Below are 16,969 nucleotides of genomic sequence, written 5' to 3' on the forward strand. Positions count from 1 at the left end.
ATCGTCAGGCGCGGGCAGCACCGGCAAGCGGCTCGAGCGAACGAACGGGCCGCACCCGCCCGACCTCCCGGCCACCGCCCAGCAGCGGCTCGCCCTGGAACTCGGTGAGCAGTTCCGGGTCGACACCCGCCCGGGCCAACGCCGCGGCGGTCACCGGCACACGGGCCCGGTTCGCACCATCCGCGATCTTCACAGCGACGGCCCGCCCATCGGCCAGCGCAGCCACCTGCACCCCCTCGAAGCCGTCCTTGGACAACAGCCCCGGCACGGCCCGCATCATCGCGGCGACGTCCCGGCCGGAGCCGGAGGCCATCTCGGCGTGCTCGCGCATCGCGTCGGCGACGCGGGCCTCGGGCGTCCCCGGCGCTGCCGTGGCGATCCGCGCCGTGGCCCGGGCGAGGCCGTGCAGGGAGATGGAGAACAGGGGCGCGCCGCAGCCGTCGACGGTCACCCCGGCGATGCGCTGCCCGGTGAGGTCCTCGAGGATCTCGGCGATGGCCTGCTGGAGCGGGTGGCCGGGGTCGAGGTAGTCCTCCAGCGGCCAGCCGTTGAGCATGCAGGTGTAGAGCATGGCCGCGTGCTTGCCGGAACAGTTCTGCGCGAGCCGGGAGGGCAGCCGGCCCTCGCGCACCCAGGCGTCCCGGACGACCGGGTCGAACGGCAGGTCGGGGACGTTGCGCAGGTGGTCCTCGGTGAGCCCGGCGAGGTCGAGGATGCGCCGGGCACCGGCGAGGTGGCGTTCCTCGCCGGAGTGGCTCGCCGCGGTCAGTGACAGCAGCTCGCCGTCGAGCGGGAGCCCGGCCCGTGCCATGGCCACGGCCTGGACGGGCTTGAGCGCGGAGCGGGGGTAGAAGGCGGCCTCGATGTCTCCGATCTGGAGCCGGACCTCTCCGTCGGCGCCGAGGACGACGACGGAGCCGTAGTGGATGCCTTCGACTATTCCGCCGCGTATGAGGTGGGCGACGGGGGCGTGGACGGGTTCACGGACCAGGGGTGCGTCCGCGAGGGAACTGCTGTACATCACTGCCTGCTTCTCGTGGAGCGGCGCGTCTGTCACGCGTCGGCTCCGGTCGTGGACTTGCGCGCGACACGGCCGCGGACGGCGAACCATCCGGCGACCAGTGCCCCGACGATCAGCGGCAGGCACAGCACTGTGGTGCGTCCCGCGCCGCCGTCGGCGTACATGAGGACCAGGACGGAGGCGAGGAACGCCAGCGTCACGATCTCGGTCCAGGGGGAGCCCGGCAGCCGGTAGCCCGGGCGGGTCAGCTCGCCCTTCTGGGTCTTCTGCCAGAAGAGGAGGTGACAGATCATGATCATGCCCCAGGTGGCGAGGATACCGATCGCGGCGAAGTTCAGCACGATCTCGAACGCCTCGGCGGGCACGACGAAGTTGAGGCCGACACCCAGGACGCAGATGCCGCTGGTGAGCAGGATGCCGCCGTAGGGGACCTGGCTGCGGCTCATCACGGAGGTGAACCGGGGCGCGGATCCGGCCATGGCCATGGAGCGCAGGATGCGGCCGGTGGAGTACAGACCGGAGTTGAGGGAGGACATCGCGGCGGTGAGGACGACGAGGTTCATCACGTCACCGGCCGCCGGGATCCCGATGTTGGACAGCACGGTCACGAAGGGGCTCTCGCCGGCGGTGTACTTGTTCCACGGCAGCAGCATCGACAGCAGGACGACCGAGCCGACGTAGAACACACCCACGCGCCACATGATCGAGTTGATCGCCTTCGGCATGATCTTCTCGGGGTTCTCGGTCTCGCCTGCCGCTACGCCGACCAGCTCGACGGAGGCGTAGGCGAAGACGACGCCCTGGATGATCAGCAGCATGGGCAGCAGGCCGTGCGGGAAGACGCCGCCGCTGTCGCTGATGAGGGACGGGCCGGGGCTGTGGCCGTCGACGGGGTGCTGGGTGACCAGCAGGAAGATGCCTATGCACATGAAGACGACGAGCGCGCCGACCTTGATGATCGCGAACCAGAACTCCAGCTCGCCGAAGATCTTCACCGAGATCAGGTTCACGGTGAGCACGACCGCCAGCGCGATGAGCGCGATCACCCACTGCGGGATGTCGGAGAACATGCCCCAGTAGTGGGTGTAGGTCGCGACGGCGGTGATGTCGGCGATGCCGGTCGTCGCCCAGTTGAGGAAGTACATCCAGCCCGCGGTGTAGGCGCCCTTCTCCCCCATGAACTCGCGGGCGTACGACACGAACGCGCCGGAGGAGGGCCGGTAGAGCACGAGTTCGCCGAGGGCGCGGACGACGAGGAAGGCGAAGAGGCCGCAGACCGCGTAGGCGAGGAAGAGGGAGGGGCCCGCGTCGGCGAGGCGGCCGCCGGCGCCGAGGAAGAGGCCGGTGCCGATGGCGCCGCCGATGGCGATCATGTTGACGTGCCGCGACTTCAGGGACTTGCTGTAGCCGGCGTCTCCGGCATCGACATGGCCGGAACGTTTCTGCACGCCTTCGTGCAGGGACTGCTCGCTCACGCCTCGGGTCCGCCTTCCGTGGGGGTGTCCGTGCGCGGGGAACGCACGATGTCGGTGAGGGTCGTCTCGACCCGGTCGAGGTGGTGGGCCATGGCCTCCACCGCGTCGTTCTCGGAACCGTCGGTCAGCGCCTCGACGATCGCCCGGTGCTCGCGGTTGGACTGCTCGCGGCGGCCGCCCAGCTCGTTGAGGAAGGCGGACTGGCGGGCCAGCGCGTCGCGGATCTCCTCGATGACCCGGCGGAAGACCGGGTTCTGGGCGGCCTCGGCCACGGCGAGGTGGAACAGCGTGTCCATCGCGACCCACGCCGTGGTGTCCGTCTCGCGTTCCATCCGGTCCAGGAGGTGGGCCAGGTGGTCGAGGTTCTCCGGGGTGCGGCGCCGGGCCGCGTACCCGGCGACCGGGATCTCGACGTGGCGGCGCACCTCCAGCAGGTCGCTGGCCGAGTAGTCGCCGAAGGTGGGGTCCTCGACGGTGCTGGCGACGACGAAGGTGCCCTTGCCGGTCCGGGAGACGGTCAGGCCCATGGTCTGCAGCGCCCTGAGCGCCTCGCGCAGCACGGGCCGGGAGACCTCCAGGGTGCGGCACAGCTCCGCCTCGGAGGGAAGCTTGTCGCCGATCGCGTAGTCACCGCGCTCGATGGCGTCGCGCAGGTGCGCCAGCACCGCTTCCATGGCACTGATGCGACGTACGGGCTGTCCGGCTGTCCGGCTGTCTGACAGGTTCACGGGGTGATCCTCCGGGGCGGGCGAGGCACCTGTCAAGGGCCCGAAAGGAAAGGTTCAGGGGGCCGGAAGCCGGCGTTCACGTTCTCGGCCCCTGGCTCCTCTCGACCGGTCAGCTGTGCAGCACACCAACTCCGAGCAGGCCGAACAGCAGGACTCCCACGACGATCCGGTAGATCACGAAGGCGTTGAAGGAGTGCTTGGCTACGAACCTCAGCAGCCAGGCGATGGAGCCGTAGGCCACCACGAAGGACACGATCGTGCCGACGGCGAGCGGGGCCGCCCCCACGCCGGCGCCCAGGGCGTCCTTGAGTTCGTAGAGGCCGGCGCCGGTCAGGGCGGGGATGCCGAGGAAGAAGGAGAGCCGGGTGGCGGCGACGCGGTCCAGGTCAAGGATCAGCGCCGTGGACATGGTGGCGCCGGAGCGGGAGAAGCCGGGGAAGAGCAGGGCGAGGATCTGGGAGCTGCCGACCAGCATGGCGTCCTTGAACGAGGTGTCGTCCTCGCCGCGCTTGTGCCGGCCCATCTGGTCCGCCGCCCACATCACCCCGCTGCCGGCGATCAGCGAGCCGGCCACCACCCACAGCGAGGCCAGCGGGCCCTCGATGAGCGGCTTGGCGGCGAGTCCGACGGCGACGATCGGGACCGTCGCACAGATGACCCACCAGGCGAACTTGTAGTCGTGGTGGTAGCGCTCCTCGCGGTCGCGCAGGCCCCTCCCCCACGCGGAGACGATCCGCACGATGTCCTTGAAGAAGTAGACGAGCACCGCGGCGATCGCACCGACCTGGATGACGGCCGAGAACCCGATCACGGCATCGTCGTCGACGGGGATGCCCATGAGCCCTTCGACGATCTTCAGATGGCCGGTGGAGGAGACGGGCAGGAACTCGGTGACCCCCTCGACGGCTCCGAGGACGAGGGCCTGACCGACGCTGATGACGCTCATGGGATCCAGTTCTGTGCGGGATAGGACGGGCATGGCGAGGACCGTCCTACTACACGCGGGCGAGAACCGATCTCACAGACGCGCGAGCGCCACCCCTGCGAACGCCGCTCCGAGACCGGCCGCCAGGCTCGCCGTCACATTGAGGACGGCGTAGCCGCGGGCCCCCGTCTCCACCAGGCGCAGCGTCTCGTAGGAGAACGTCGAGTACGTCGTCAGGGCTCCGCACAAACCCGTCCCGAGCAGCAGCTGCACGTGTCCGGCGACGCCGGTGAGCAGGCCGAGGATCAGGCAGCCGGCGACGTTCACCGCGAAGGTGCCCCAGGGGAAGACGGAGTCGTGCCGGGACTGCACCGCGCGGTCGGTGAGGTAGCGCAGCGGCGCGCCGACCATCGCGCCCCCGACGACCAGCAGCCAGTTCACAACGACCTCTTACCCTTCACGTCCGTTTCGCCCGGAATGTCCTCGCGGGAGGTGTACCGGATGACCTCACAGTCGTCGAGGGTGACCAGGCCCTCGGTGACGAGTTCGTCGAGCTGGGGCAGGAAGGCCCGCACGCGTGGCTCGGTGTCGACGATCACGACGGCGACGGGCAGGTCCTCGCTCAGGGACAGCAGCCGCGAGGTGTGGATCAGCGAGGAGGCGCCGAAACCCTCGACACCCCGGAAGACGCTGGCGCCCGCGAGGCCCGCCGCGTGGGCCCGGTGGACGATCTCCGAGTAGAGCGGTTTGTGGTGCCAGGTGTCGTTCTCGCCGACGAAGACGGTCAGGCGCAGGGCCCTGCCGGTCAACCGTGTCATGGCTGCCTCCGTTTCAGGGCGCGGCGGGTCGACCAGGCCGCGAGCCACACCGCCGTGAGCGACGCCAGCGGGGTCGTGGCGAGGTAGGCCAGGGCGGTGCGGAGGTGGCCGCCGTCGGCCAGCTTCTGGATGTCGACGGCGTAGGTCGAGAAGGTCGTGAAACCCCCGAGGACGCCGGTGCCGAAGAAGGGGCGGACCAGACGGTGGGCGGGCCGGAACTCGGTGATGACCACCATGAACACGCCGATCACGGCGCAGCCGACGACGTTGACCCAGAAGGTCGTCCAGGGAAAACCTCCCGTGGGCGAGGGCCACCACAGGGACGCCGCGTACCGGGCGGCGGCCCCCGCTCCCCCGCCGAGCGCCACCACCGCGACGACCGGCGCCTGTGCGCGCCAGGCGGGCGGGCGCGGGGCGGAGGGCTGGATGCGGAGGCTTTCCGCCTCGGGGGCCGTCATGGTCGTACGTCTCCTACTCGCCGGGGCCCGGGGTCGTGCGGGCGCGTGCCGTCGCAAGTAGGGACCGTTGGCGGCGTCCGTGCCGCGGTTCGGGTACGGCGGGCCCCACCGCCGCGCCGCGAGGGTGTCGCGGCCGGGGTTCAGGTTAACCCCGGCGGCGAACCGGCGTCACTTCGGGCCGGGCGGCTCGCAGACCGCCACGCCCGGCTCCCAGAGGCTGCCCAGCACGAGGTGTCCGCCCGCTTCGCACACGCTGGTGACCATCCGGTAGCCGGAGTGGCGGCGGGCGAGGTGGTGGACGACGCGGCCCTCGTCGTCGAAGGCCAGGACGGCGATGGCGCCGGTGGGGCGGAAGGGGGCGCGCACGGCCACGCGGGCGGCGGCGCGGCGGACCGCGGGCGGGCCGCGGTGGAGCAGGTCGAGAGCGGGGACACGGGGGCCGGCCAGCGCGACCCAGATCGGTCCGTCCGGGGTGCCGCGCCAGAGGTTGTCGGGCATGCCCGGGAGGTTCTCGGCGAAGGGCTCGCTCCGGCCGGCCTCGGGCCCGGTGAGCCGGTAGCGGGTGAGCCGGCGGGCGCCGGTCTCGGCGACGACGAGGAACGACTCGTCGGCCCCGGCGGCGAGCCCGTTGGCGAACCGGAGGCCGTCCAGCACCACCTCGGGAGTGTCCGCGCCGGGCGCGAGGCGCAGCAGCCGTCCCGTCCCGGTGTGTTCGACGATGTCGCCGATCCAGTGCTCCAGGGGGTGGCGGCGGCTGGAGACGGTGAAGTACACGCTGCCGTCGGAGAGGGACACGACGTTGCTGGCGAACCGGAGCCGCTCCCCCGCCACCGCGTCGGCGAGGATGCGGACCGTGCCGTCGCCGGTGCCGACGCGCAGCAGTCCGCGTTCGGCGTCGCACACCAGCAGGTCGCCGTCCGGGAGGAGTTCGAGCCCGAGCGGCCTGCCGCCGGTCTCGGCGATCACCTCGGTACGGGCCGTCACCGGGTCCCCCAGGCCGTCCAGGCGCAGGATGCGGCCGTCCGCCAGGCCGGTCAGCACCCGGCCGCGCGGGTCGGCGACCACGTCCTCGGGGCCGTGGCCCACCGCGACGTAGTGGCGTGGGACGAGTGCCGTGGGACGGTCCATCGCGCGTGTGTCCTTCAGCGTTGGGGGAGATTCCGCTGTACCGGGGGGGGCCGGGGTCGTAACGGGTGGCCTACCAGCCCTTTTCAAACATCCGGGCGACCTCGGCGATACGCATGTCGTCGCGGTGGTAGTGGACGCGGCCCTCGGACCGGCTGGTGCGCAGCATGCCGGTGGCCTGGAGCAGCCGGAGGTGGGTGACGGCGACCGGGTGGGGCATCGAGAACCTCTCGGCGACGGCGTCCGCGGTGACGCCGTCCGCGGCCGGGCCGGGTTCCTTCAGCCAGGCCAGGATGCGCAGGCGCGTCTCGTCCGTGGGAGTCCTCAGCATGTCGTGCCCCTGCCTCGCGGCTCTCGTCCTCTTACCGCGTCTTCCCACTGTCGCGCAGTCGAAGCCGCCTCGTCCGGGACTCGCCATCGTTGACCGATACCGAACTGCCGTAGCTCAGAGGCGAGTTCGGATATGAACGAGGGCCCGGCCGCGTGCGTGCGGCCGAGCCCCCCTTCCCCGCGTGGTCAGCGGTGGCGGAACCAGGACATCGACGAGAGTGCCCGGTCGTCGTAGCCGAACAGCGCCTGGTTCTCCCAGGCGTTGCCGGATGCCGGGTCGGTCGGGTCCCAGCCGTTGCCGTTCACCGCGGTCCAGGTCGCCTCCCAGTAGAAGATGCCCAGGCCACGGCCGTTCGGGACGGCCTCCACGATGCTCGCCACGTCGTTCATCCACCGGGTCTGGCCGGCCACGCTCGCCGGATAGCCGGAGACCAGTTCGGCACTGGTGTCGATGATGTTCTCGTGGGAGTCCTCGCTGTCGAGGCGGAACGGGTAGGCGGTCTCGGCGACGAAGACCGGCTTGCCGTAGCGGGCGGCCGCGTCGTCGAGGGTCGTCTGGAAGTCGGCCAGCGTGCCGTGCCAGTAGCCGTAGTACGACAGGCCGATCGCGTCGAACTTGACGCCGTTGGAGCGCGCGCTGTCGAACCACCAGCGGGTTCCGGCCAGGTCACCGCCCTTGGCGAGGTGCAGGGCGACGGTGGTGTTCGAGTTGACCGCCTTGACCGCGTCGTAGCCGGAGTTGAGCAGACCGGCCAGCTGTGACCAGTTGGAGGTCGATCCCTCGTTCCACAGCATGCCGCCGTTGATCTCGTTGCCGACCTGGACCATGTCGGCGGTGGTGCCCTGCGCCTTCAAGGCGTTCAACACGTCGTAGGTGTGGTTGTACACGTCGGTCCTGAGCTGACCGTACGAGTGTCCGGCCCAGGCCGCGGGCTTGTCCTGGCGGCCCGGGTCGGCCCAGAAGTCCGAGTAGTGGAAGTCGACCAGCAGCTTCATGCCCTGGGCCTTGACGCGCTTGGCCAGGGCCAGGACATGCGCCTTGTTGTTGTAGCCGTCGGCCGGGTTCACCCAGACCTTGAGGCGCGCGTAGTTCATGCCGGACGACTTGAGGATCGCGAGGGCGTCGCCGGACGTGCCGGAGCCGTTCCGGTAGATGCCGCCCTTGGCCTCGCTCTTGGGCAGGGAAGAGATGTCGGCACCCTTGATCGATGTACCGGACGTGCCCGACGTGAAGGTCAGGTCGTCGACATTGATCCAGTTGCCGGCGTTCGCGTCACTGTTGACGCTGATCGTGCACTGGTTGCTGGTCACATTGACCGGCACGACGATCCGGATCCACCCGCCGGCCGAGACCGGCAGATCGGTGCGCTGCTCGGCGCCGCCGCAGTTCTTCAGCGCTATGTACGCGGACTTCTGCCCGCCGCCGGAGCGCACCCAGGCGGTGAGCTTGTAATTGCCGTTGGTGAGTCCGGACAGGTACTGGTACGTCTCCACCTTGTGGGCGGTGGAGGCCCAGTGGCTGAGGCGGTAGCTGCCGCCGTGACCGCCGGACTCGGTGAACGAGGCGCCGGTGTCGCCGTACTCGGACCAGCCGCCCGGTGTGGCCGCGCCCGCGCCGTCGGACTCGAAGCCGCCGTTGGTCAGCGTGCTCGCGGCGTGGGCGGAGGTGGCGGGCAGGGCGGTGAGGGCGAGCCCCGCCGCGAGCGGGAGCAGCAGGGTTCTGAGCGTGCGTCTGGGATGGAACATCGTCGTCCGTCGTCCCTTCGACGTGGGGGTTGGGGGTGCCCCTCGCCCGGAGGTGAGGCGAGGGGGCCCCTCCGCCCGCGGCTCCTGCGGCTCGCACGGGCGGAGGGGAGTCGGTTCAGCCGTCGAGCCGGACGATCCGGACGGCTCCGGCCGGGACCGCCAGGCGGCCCGCGGCGCGTTCACCGGTCAGCAGTTCGGTGCCGTCGGCCTCCAGCGGCACCTTGGCGTCCGAGGCGGTGTGGTTGACGGCGAACAGGTAGGTGCCCGACTCGCCGGTGCGGCGCACCACTTCGACGTCCCGGGGCAGGTCGGCGCGCGGGGCGAGCCGGGCGTCCTCGACCGCCCAGCCGAGCAGCGCGTCGAGGCCGTCGGCGCCGAGCCGGGTGGAGACGTACCAGGCGGTGCCCTCGCCGAGGCGGTGCCGGGTGACGGCGGGCCGCCCGGCGGTCAGCCCGTCGGCGTACGTCAGGACGGTCTCGGCGCCGCGCGGCACGACGAACTCCGTCCACACGTCGGCGCCCAGCTCGGATCCGTCGGGGCCGGTGACGCTCACCCGTTCACCGGGCAGCAGCGGGGAGAACTCCTCGACGGTGAGGCCGAGGACGTTACGCAGCGGGCCCGGGTAGGCGCCCTCGTGGACGGCGTCGTGCTCGTCGACGATGCCGGAGAAGTAAGAGACGACCAGCGTGCCGCCGTTCTCGACGTAGGCCTTCAGATTGCGCCCGGCCGCTTCCGTCATCAGGTACAGGGCCGGTACGACGACAAGGGGATACCTCGACAAGCCGGCTTCCGGGTGGGCGAAGTCGACGGTGAGGTGGCGGTCGTAGAGGGCCTCGTAGAAGGAGTCGGCGCGCTCGCGGGCGTCGTGGTCGACGCTGGGGCGCCAGTCGAGGTTCTGCGCCCACCAGGAGTGCCAGTCCCACAGCACGGCCACGTCGGCCTCGGTGCGGGTGCCGCGGATCTCGCTCAACGCCGCGACGGACGCGCCCAGTTCGACGACCTCGCGCCACACACGGGTGTCGGTGCCGCCGTGCGGGACCATCGCCGAGTGGAACTTCTCGGCGCCGCGCCGGGACTGGCGCCACTGGAAGAACATGGCGCCCTCGGAGCCGCGCGCCACGTGCGTGAGGGAGTTGCGGGCCATCTGGCCGGGGGCCTTGGCGGGGTTGCGGGGCTGCCAGTTGACGCCCGAGGTGGAGTGTTCCAGCAGCAGCCAGGGGGCGCCGCCCGCGACGGAGCGGGTGAGGTCGGCGGCCATCGCCAGGTTGACGTGGGTGCGGCGGCCGTCGGTGATCAGGTAGTGGTCGTTGGTGACGATGTCGACCTCACGGCCCCAGGCCCAGTAGTCGACGGAGTCGCACTGGCTCAGCGCGGTCATGAAGTTGGTGGTGACCGGGACGCCGGGAGACAGGCGGTGCAGGATGTCCCGTTCCCTCACGAAGTTCTCGCGCATGGTGGCGTCGGCGAACCGCTTGTAGTCCAGCGCCTGGCCCGGGTTGACGGCCGCCGGGGTGAGCCGGGGCGGGTTGATCTGGTCGAGGTCCGCGTAGCGCTGGCCCCAGAAGGCCGTGCCCCAGGCCTCGTTGACCGCGTCGACCGTGCCGTACGTCGTCGCCAGCCAGCGGCGGAAGTGTGCGGCGCACGAGTCGCAGTAGCACGCCGAGACGGGGACGCCGTACTCGTTGTGCACGTGCCACATCGCCAGGGCGGGATGGTCGCCGTAGCGCTCGGCGAGCTTCGTGGTGATGGCGGCGGCGGCCGCGCGGTAGTCCGCGTTGCTGTGGCAGATCGCGGCGCGGGAGCCGAACTCGTAGCGCACGCCCTCGGCGGTCACGGGCAGGGCCTCGGGATGGGCCCGGTAGAACCAGGCGGGCGGTACGACGGTGGGGGTGCCGAGGTCGACGCGGACGCCGTTCTCGTGCAGCAGGTCCAGGAGCCGGTCGAGCCAGCCGAACTCGTACGTGCCGGGTGAGGGCTCCAGCAGCGCCCAGGAGAAGATCCCGACGCTCACCATGGTGACGCCGGCCTCGCGCATCAGCCGGACGTCCTCCTGCCAGACGCTCTCCGGCCACTGCTCGGGGTTGTAGTCCCCACCGAAGGCGAGCCTGGTGAGGCCCCTGGGGGTGGTCTCCGGCATGGATGGTCTCCCGGTCGGTCGATCAAATGGGAACGTGCACACACGATGGCGCAGTGCGGAGCCCAACATAACCGCACAGCAACAACCATTGACAAGTGTCCGGGATGTTTCTCTACTGTGAACGCTCACAGAAGCATGGCAGGTTCTCGCAGCAGGCGAGGACCCCAGGTCAGGGGAGAGATCCATGCCGTACACGAAGCGCCGCCGCCTCGTGACATCCGCCGTCGCCGTAGCGCTCGGCGCCACCGCCCTCGCCGCCTGCGGCTCGGAGTCCGGGGACAGCGAGACCGAGTCGGGACCGGTCTCGCTGACGTACTGGACCTGGACGCCCGGCATGGACAAGGTCGTGGACCTGTGGAACAAGGGGCCGGGTAAGAAGGACCAGATCACCGTCACGGTGAAGAAGCAGGCGTCCGGCGACACCCTCGTCACCAAGATCCTCACCGCGCACAAGGCGGGCAAGGCGCCCGACCTGGTGCAGGCGGAGTACCAGGCGCTGCCCACGCTGGTCAGCAACGACGCCCTGGCGGACATATCGGGGAACGTGGGCGAGGCGAAGGACAGTTTCGCCGACGGCGTCTGGCAGCAGACGACGCTGGGCACCGACGCGGTCTACGCGGTCCCGCAGGACATCGGGCCGATGATGTTCTATTACCGCGAGGACCTGTTCAAGCAGTACGGCCTGACGGTGCCGACGACCTGGGACGAGTTCGCGGAGACCGCGCGCAAGCTGAAGAAGGCCGCCCCCGACAAGGACCTCACCACCTTCTCGGCCAACGACTCCGGCCTCTTCGCGGGCCTCGCCCAGCAGGCGGGCGCCAAGTGGTGGACGACGTCCGGTGACCAGTGGAAGGTCTCCATCGACGACGCTGCGACGCAGAAGGTCGCGAAGTTCTGGGGCGGCCTGGTCAAGGAAGGCGCCATCGACAACCAGCCGATGTACACCCCGGCCTGGAACAAGGCGCTCAACACCGGCAAGCAGATCGCCTGGGTCAGCGCCGTGTGGGCACCCGGCACACTGACCACCGCCGCGCCCGAGACCAAGGGCAAGTGGGCCATGGCCCCGCTCCCCCAGTGGTCCGCGAGCGAGAACCGCACCGGCAGCTGGGGCGGCTCCTCCACGGCCGTCACCACGGACTCCAAGCACCAGCAGGCCGCCGCCAAGTTCGCCTCCTGGCTGAACACCGACAGAGACGCCCTGAACGCGCTGGCCAAGGAGAGCGGCATCTACCCCGCCGCCAAGACCGCCCAGACCAGCGGCGCCTTCCTCAAGCCGCCGGCCTACTTCTCCAACCAGGCCGACTTCTACTCCAAGGCCGCCGACATCGCGGAGACCACCGCGCCGTCCGCCTGGGGCCCCAACGTGAACGTCGCCTACACCACCTTCAAGGACGCCTTCGGGGCCGCCGCGAAGAACAAGTCGGACTTCGGCTCCGCACTCGGCAAGATGCAGGACGAGACCGTCGCCGACATGAAGAAGCAGGGCTTCGAGGTCGCGGAGTGAAAAGCACGGCACGCCGGCAGTCGTACGGGGTCAAGGGGGCCCCGTACGCCTTCCTCGTCCCCGCGACGATCCTGTTCACCCTGTTCTTCGCCCTGCCCATCGGCTACGCGCTCTGGCTCAGCTTCCACAAGGTGAAGGTCTCCGGCCTCGGCCTCGGCTCCGGCGCCCGCAAGGAGGTCTGGGCCGGCCTGGAGAACTACACCGACGCCCTCACGGACAGCGAGCTGATCAATGGGGCGTTGCGGGTGCTGGGCTACGGCTGCATCGTCGTCCCGGTCATGCTCGGCCTCGCCCTGCTGTTCGCGCTGATGCTGGACTCCGAGAAGGTGCGGCTGGCCCCCTTCACCCGGCTCGCGATCTTCCTGCCGTACGCCATCCCCGGTGTGGTGGCGGCGCTGCTGTGGGGCTTCCTGTACCTGCCGGACGTCAGCCCCTTCTACTTCGTGCTCGGCAAGCTGGGGCTGCCGCAGCCGGACCTGCTGGACGGCGGGCCGCTGTATCTGGCGCTGTCGAACATCGCGGTCTGGGGCGGTACCGGCTTCAACATGATCGTCATCTACACCTCGCTCCAGGCGATCCCGGCGGAGGTGTACGAGGCGGCGAAGCTGGACGGCGCCACCCCTGCGCAGATCGCCCTGCGGATCAAGATCCCGATGGTGGCGCCGTCGCTGGTGCTGACCTTCTTCTTCTCGATCATCGCGACGCTCCAGGTGTACAACGAGCCGACCACCCTCAAGCCGCTCACCAACTCCGTGTCCACGACGTGGAGTCCGCTGATGAAGGTGTACCGGGACGCGTTCGGCGACGGTGACATCTACGGCGCCGCGGCGCAGGCCGTGATCATCGCGTTCGCCACCCTCCTGCTGTCCTTCGGCTTCCTGCGAGCCGCGAACCGTCGACAGAAGCAGGAGGCAGCCCGATGAGCTCCCTTGCCGTTTCCCAGGCCGAGCCGGTGGCGGACAGCACGCCCGGTGCCGCCCAGGGCCGCCCGCCCCTGCGCCGCCGGATCGCCCTGATCCCCACGGTCACGCTGTTCCTGGGCGCGGTCTACTGCCTGCTGCCGGTGGCCTGGGTGGTCATCGCCGCCACCAAGTCGGGCCGTGAGCTGTTCTCCACGTTCACGTTCCTGCCGGGCACGGGCTTCGCCGACAACTTCCAGGACCTGAGCGCCTACCGCGACGGCGTCTACTGGTCGTGGATGGGCAACTCCGCCCTGTACGCGGGGCTCGGCGCCCTGCTGTCGGCGTGCGTGTCGGCGTTCAGCGGCTACGCGCTGGCGATCTACCGTTTCCGGGGCCGCGAGACGATCTTCAACGTGCTGCTCGCGGGTGTGCTGATGCCGCCGGTGATCCTGGCAATCCCGCAGTACCTGCTGCTGGCGAAGGCCGACCTCACGGACTCCTACCTGTCCGTCCTGCTGCCGCAGATCCTGTCGCCGTACGGCGTCTACCTGGCGCGGATCTACGCCGCCGCCGCGGTACCCGCCGACGTGGTCGAGGCCGGCCGGATGGACGGAGCAAGCGAGTGGCGGATCTTCACCCGGGTCGCGCTGCCGATGATGATCCCCGGCATGGTGACGGTGTTCCTGTTCCAGTTCGTGGCGATCTGGAACAACTTCCTGCTGCCGAACGTCATGCTCAGCGACGACGAGAAGTTCCCGATCACCCTCGGCCTGTTCACGTTGCTGGAGCAGGGCGCCAACACCCCGGCGCTGTACACGCTGGTGATCACGGGCGCGTTCCTCGCGGTGCTCCCGCTGGTCGCGCTGTTCCTGGTCATCCAGCGGTTCTGGAGTCTGGATCTGCTCTCCGGAGCCGTAAAGTCATGACCATGAACGCTGCGGGGGGCAGGCGCAGGCCGCCCACGATCCACGACGTGGCGCGCGAGGCGGGGGTCTCGCGCGGCACCGTCTCGCGTGTGCTCAACGGCGGCCACTACGTCAGCCCGGCCGCCCAGGAGGCGGTGAACGCGGCCATCCGCAGAACGGGTTACGTCGTCAACCGGCACGCCCGCTCGCTGATCACGGGCCGCTCCGACTCGATCGGCTTCCTGCTGACCGAACCGCAGGAGAAGCTGTTCGAGGACCCCAACTTCAACGTCCTGCTGCGCTGCTGCACCCAGGCGCTGGCCGCGCACGACATCCCCCTGCTGCTGATGCTGGCCGGCACGCAGGACGAGCGGCGCCGGATCACGCGGTACATCACCGCCGGCCACGTCGACGGCGTGCTGCTCGTCTCCAGCCACTCCGCCGACCCGGTCGCCGAGCAACTGCACGAGGCGGGGGTGCCCCTCGTACAGTGCGGCAAGCCCATGGGGCGCGGCACCAAGGTGAGCTACGTGGCGGCGGACGACCGGGACGGCGCCCGCGACATGATGCGCCACCTGCTGTCGCTGGGCCGCCGCCGTATCGGCATGGTGAACGGCCCGGTGGACACCCCGGGCGGTGTCGATCGCCTCGCCGGCTACAAGGAGGTGCTGACGGAAGCGGGCCTCGAGATCGACGAGCGGCTCATCGTCTCGGGTGACTGGGGCCGGGCCAGCGGCGAGGCGGGCGCCGAGCGGTTGCTGGCGCAGGCCCCGGACCTGGACGCGGTGTTCGTCGCCTCGGACCTCATGGCGCAGGGCGTGCTGGCGGCCCTCCAGCGGGCGGGGCGGCGCGTGCCGCAGGACGTCGCGGTGGGCGGCTTCGACGACTCCCCGGCCGCCCTGGCCTCCAGCCCCGAGCTCACGACCATCCGGCAGCCGTGGGACCGGATCAGCGCCGAGATGGTGCGGGTGCTGCTCGCGCAGATAGGGGGCGAGGATCCGGCGGCGGTGATCCTGCCGACGGAGCTGGTCAAACGGGAGTCGACATAGGGCCCCGCTCCCGGCGACGTGGGGTCCCCGCTCCCGGCGACGTAGGGTCCCGCTCCCGGCGAGGGGCGCGCACTGCATGCACGGTCATGGAACGCCGCGCCGGTGTTACCGTTCACATATGGCGTCGAAAACGGCTGGTGGGCGGCTCGAGGAACGGTGGCGGGACATCCTGTCGGCGCACGCGCGCACGATGTGCGAGATCGACCGGGCTCTGCATCCGCACGGTCTCGGCGCGTCCGATTTCGAGGTCCTGGACATCCTCGCGACCGCGGCGCCCGAGGAGGGCGAGCAGTGCCGGGTCCAGAACCTGGTCGGTCGGGTCCACCTCAGTCAGAGCGCGCTGTCCCGGCTCATCGCCCGGCTGGAGAAGGACGGGCTGGTGACGCGTTCGGTGTGTGTGGAGGACCGGCGCGGCGTGTGGGTGGCCCTGACCTCCAAGGGCCGTGACCTGCACGCGGAGGTACTGCCGCTGCAGCGGGCCGCGCTGGCCCGGACCCTGGGCGCGTAAACCGCCCGGGCCCGGGCTCCGGCCCGCTCGGTCCTACGGGCGTGCCAGCAGGGTGCGCACTCCCTCCGAATTGAGCGTCAGGCGGTGCTCCGAGCTGCCGTCTATGGTGAGCGACAGGTCGTCGGCGGGCCATTGGGCGGCCAGGGCGCCGAGCGGCACCAGGCGGTAGCGGGAGACGAACGGCAGCAGCCCGGCCATCTCCACCTCGGAGGTGAACACGGGCACCACCGGCTCGCCGCCCGGCTGCTCCAGCACCGGCAGTGCCACCGCCGAGGGGTTGGCGGTGTCGGCGTCGTTCGCGTCGTCGGGCACGGGGATGAGCACGTCGCTGTTGGCGAGCGCGTCCAGAGCCGCCGCGTCCTCGGTGTTGTCGGCGAGGACGTCCAGAGCCCGCTGGGCGGGCGTGGGCGTGGGGTCGTTTGCGGGTGTCTCCATGGCAGATTCCCTGGTAGCGGCGGTCGTGCGGCCCGCCCGGGACAAGATCCGCCCCGGGCGCGGTCCTGCTCGCGTACCCGATCGCGCCCGAAGCAATCCTGTTGATCTTCCGAGGTTCGGGGGATCAGCGGGATGTGGCCGGAGGTTCGGGAGCGCCTCGCCTACCGGGAGGCCCCGAGCAACCGGCTTGGCAGCGCACGCTCGCTCACGCCACCGCCCCCGGCCGGTTCCACCCGGTACACCCCGGCCCCCCGCGCCCGGGTGACGGATTCCGTCGGCACACCGTCCGTGAAGAGCACTCCGGCCCCGTCCTCCACCGCCCAGCCCGACGGCAGGTGTCCCGCTGCCACGGCCGCGCGGTAGGAGGGCCGACGACCCGGTTCGCTGTCGTAATGCGGGCAGACGGAACCGGGCAGCAGCCCCAGGCCGTCGGGGAGACACGTCAGCGGCCCGAAGGAGTCGGTGTGCGAGCCCTCGGCCCAGCAGTTGGCGCCGGCGCTGATGCCGCACAGCAGCGTGCCGTGGTCGTAGGCCTCCCGCAGCAGCCGGTCCACGCCGTGGGTTCGCCATACCGCGAGGAGGTTGGCCGTGTTGCCACCGCCCACGTAGACGACGTCCTGGGCGAGCAGGTGGGAGCGCAGTGCGTCGTCGTCCAGCTCTCGGCGGAACAGGTGCAGGACGGAGGGTTCGCAGGCGGGGCGGTCCCCGAACGCCGTACGGAACTGTTCGATGTAGGCCGGCGCGTCTCGCTGGCCGTGGGCACGAAACACACCTTGGGGCGGGAGGCGCGTGCCCGGGCCAGTACCCAGTCGTCCAGCAGGCCGTCGTCGTCGGTGGAGAAGCCGCCGCCGAGGAGGGCGAGGCGCTGCGGGCCTTCGACGGCCATGGCGGTGTCTTCCCGAC

Annotated in this window: 17 protein-coding genes and 1 pseudogene; 5 read left to right on the plus strand and 13 right to left on the minus strand. The window is 70.6% G+C overall.

The window, feature by feature from the left end:
• Positions 1-4: 4 nt before the first annotated feature.
• The 11 genes from QC385_RS32905 to QC385_RS32955 form a co-directional block, all read right to left on the minus strand.
• Positions 5-1,021: an asparaginase gene (locus tag QC385_RS32905; RefSeq protein WP_279545097.1), complete on the minus strand. Its 1,017-nt coding sequence runs from the start codon at positions 1,019-1,021 to the stop codon at positions 5-7.
• Between the two features lie 32 nt (positions 1,022-1,053).
• Positions 1,054-2,496: an amino acid permease gene (locus tag QC385_RS32910; protein WP_279545009.1), complete on the minus strand. Its 1,443-nt coding sequence runs from the start codon at positions 2,494-2,496 to the stop codon at positions 1,054-1,056.
• A complete protein-coding gene (locus QC385_RS32915) occupies positions 2,493-3,170 on the minus strand; it encodes a FadR/GntR family transcriptional regulator (protein WP_086847753.1) in 678 nt (225 codons plus the stop codon). Before QC385_RS32915 ends, QC385_RS32910 begins: the two co-directional genes overlap by 4 nt.
• Before the next feature lie 163 nt (positions 3,171-3,333).
• Positions 3,334-4,170 (minus strand): undecaprenyl-diphosphate phosphatase, encoded by an 837-nt coding sequence (locus QC385_RS32920; RefSeq protein ID WP_279545010.1) that lies wholly within the window; start codon positions 4,168-4,170, stop codon positions 3,334-3,336.
• Positions 4,171-4,242: 72 nt separating this feature from the next.
• Positions 4,243-4,590, minus strand: a complete 348-nt coding sequence (crcB, locus tag QC385_RS32925; RefSeq protein ID WP_279545011.1) for a fluoride efflux transporter CrcB — start codon at positions 4,588-4,590, stop codon at positions 4,243-4,245.
• Positions 4,587-4,967 carry a DUF190 domain-containing protein gene (locus tag QC385_RS32930; RefSeq protein ID WP_279545012.1) on the minus strand — a complete coding sequence of 127 codons (381 nt, stop codon included), beginning with the start codon at positions 4,965-4,967 and terminating at the stop codon, positions 4,587-4,589. The genes crcB (QC385_RS32925) and QC385_RS32930 overlap by 4 nt, the downstream gene beginning before the upstream one ends.
• Complete coding sequence (crcB, locus tag QC385_RS32935; RefSeq protein WP_279545013.1) at positions 4,964-5,425, minus strand: fluoride efflux transporter CrcB; 462 nt, start codon at positions 5,423-5,425, stop codon at positions 4,964-4,966. The genes QC385_RS32930 and crcB (QC385_RS32935) overlap by 4 nt, the downstream gene beginning before the upstream one ends.
• A gap of 168 nt (positions 5,426-5,593) precedes the next feature.
• Positions 5,594-6,553 carry an SMP-30/gluconolactonase/LRE family protein gene (locus QC385_RS32940; RefSeq protein WP_279545014.1) on the minus strand — a complete coding sequence of 320 codons (960 nt, stop codon included), beginning with the start codon at positions 6,551-6,553 and terminating at the stop codon, positions 5,594-5,596.
• A 70-nt stretch (positions 6,554-6,623) separates the two neighbouring features.
• Positions 6,624-6,881, minus strand: a complete 258-nt coding sequence (locus QC385_RS32945; protein WP_279545015.1) for an ArsR/SmtB family transcription factor — start codon at positions 6,879-6,881, stop codon at positions 6,624-6,626.
• Between the two features lie 185 nt (positions 6,882-7,066).
• Positions 7,067-8,626, minus strand: coding sequence for a glycoside hydrolase family 53 protein (locus tag QC385_RS32950; RefSeq protein WP_279545016.1), 1,560 nt, complete (start codon positions 8,624-8,626; stop codon positions 7,067-7,069).
• A gap of 115 nt (positions 8,627-8,741) precedes the next feature.
• A complete protein-coding gene (locus tag QC385_RS32955) occupies positions 8,742-10,763 on the minus strand; it encodes a beta-galactosidase (RefSeq protein ID WP_279545017.1) in 2,022 nt (673 codons plus the stop codon).
• A gap of 184 nt (positions 10,764-10,947) precedes the next feature.
• On the opposite strand from QC385_RS32955, the gene QC385_RS32960 reads away from it, so the two are divergent.
• From QC385_RS32960 to QC385_RS32980, 5 genes are all read left to right on the plus strand, one after another.
• Positions 10,948-12,267, plus strand: coding sequence for an ABC transporter substrate-binding protein (locus tag QC385_RS32960; RefSeq protein ID WP_279545018.1), 1,320 nt, complete (start codon positions 10,948-10,950; stop codon positions 12,265-12,267).
• Entirely contained in the window at positions 12,264-13,190 is a 927-nt protein-coding gene (locus QC385_RS32965; protein WP_279545019.1) for a carbohydrate ABC transporter permease, read from the plus strand. Before QC385_RS32960 ends, QC385_RS32965 begins: the two co-directional genes overlap by 4 nt.
• Positions 13,187-14,095 carry a carbohydrate ABC transporter permease gene (locus QC385_RS32970; protein WP_279545020.1) on the plus strand — a complete coding sequence of 303 codons (909 nt, stop codon included), beginning with the start codon at positions 13,187-13,189 and terminating at the stop codon, positions 14,093-14,095. The genes QC385_RS32965 and QC385_RS32970 overlap by 4 nt, the downstream gene beginning before the upstream one ends.
• Positions 14,092-15,123 (plus strand): LacI family DNA-binding transcriptional regulator, encoded by a 1,032-nt coding sequence (locus QC385_RS32975; protein WP_279545021.1) that lies wholly within the window; start codon positions 14,092-14,094, stop codon positions 15,121-15,123. The genes QC385_RS32970 and QC385_RS32975 overlap by 4 nt, the downstream gene beginning before the upstream one ends.
• Positions 15,124-15,241: 118 nt before the next feature.
• Complete coding sequence (locus QC385_RS32980) at positions 15,242-15,631, plus strand: MarR family winged helix-turn-helix transcriptional regulator (RefSeq protein WP_279545022.1); 390 nt, start codon at positions 15,242-15,244, stop codon at positions 15,629-15,631.
• A 33-nt stretch (positions 15,632-15,664) separates the two neighbouring features.
• Here QC385_RS32980 and QC385_RS32985 read toward each other — a convergent pair whose 3' ends face one another.
• Positions 15,665-16,066, minus strand: a complete 402-nt coding sequence (locus QC385_RS32985) for an SseB family protein (protein WP_279545023.1) — start codon at positions 16,064-16,066, stop codon at positions 15,665-15,667.
• A 161-nt stretch (positions 16,067-16,227) separates the two neighbouring features.
• A pseudogene (locus tag QC385_RS32990) lies at positions 16,228-16,952 on the minus strand (Type 1 glutamine amidotransferase-like domain-containing protein).
• Positions 16,953-16,969: the final 17 nt, after the last annotated feature.

The organism is Streptomyces sp. DH10 (assembly GCF_029813805.1).
Classification (GTDB): Bacteria; Actinomycetota; Actinomycetes; order Streptomycetales; family Streptomycetaceae; genus Streptomyces; species Streptomyces coeruleofuscus.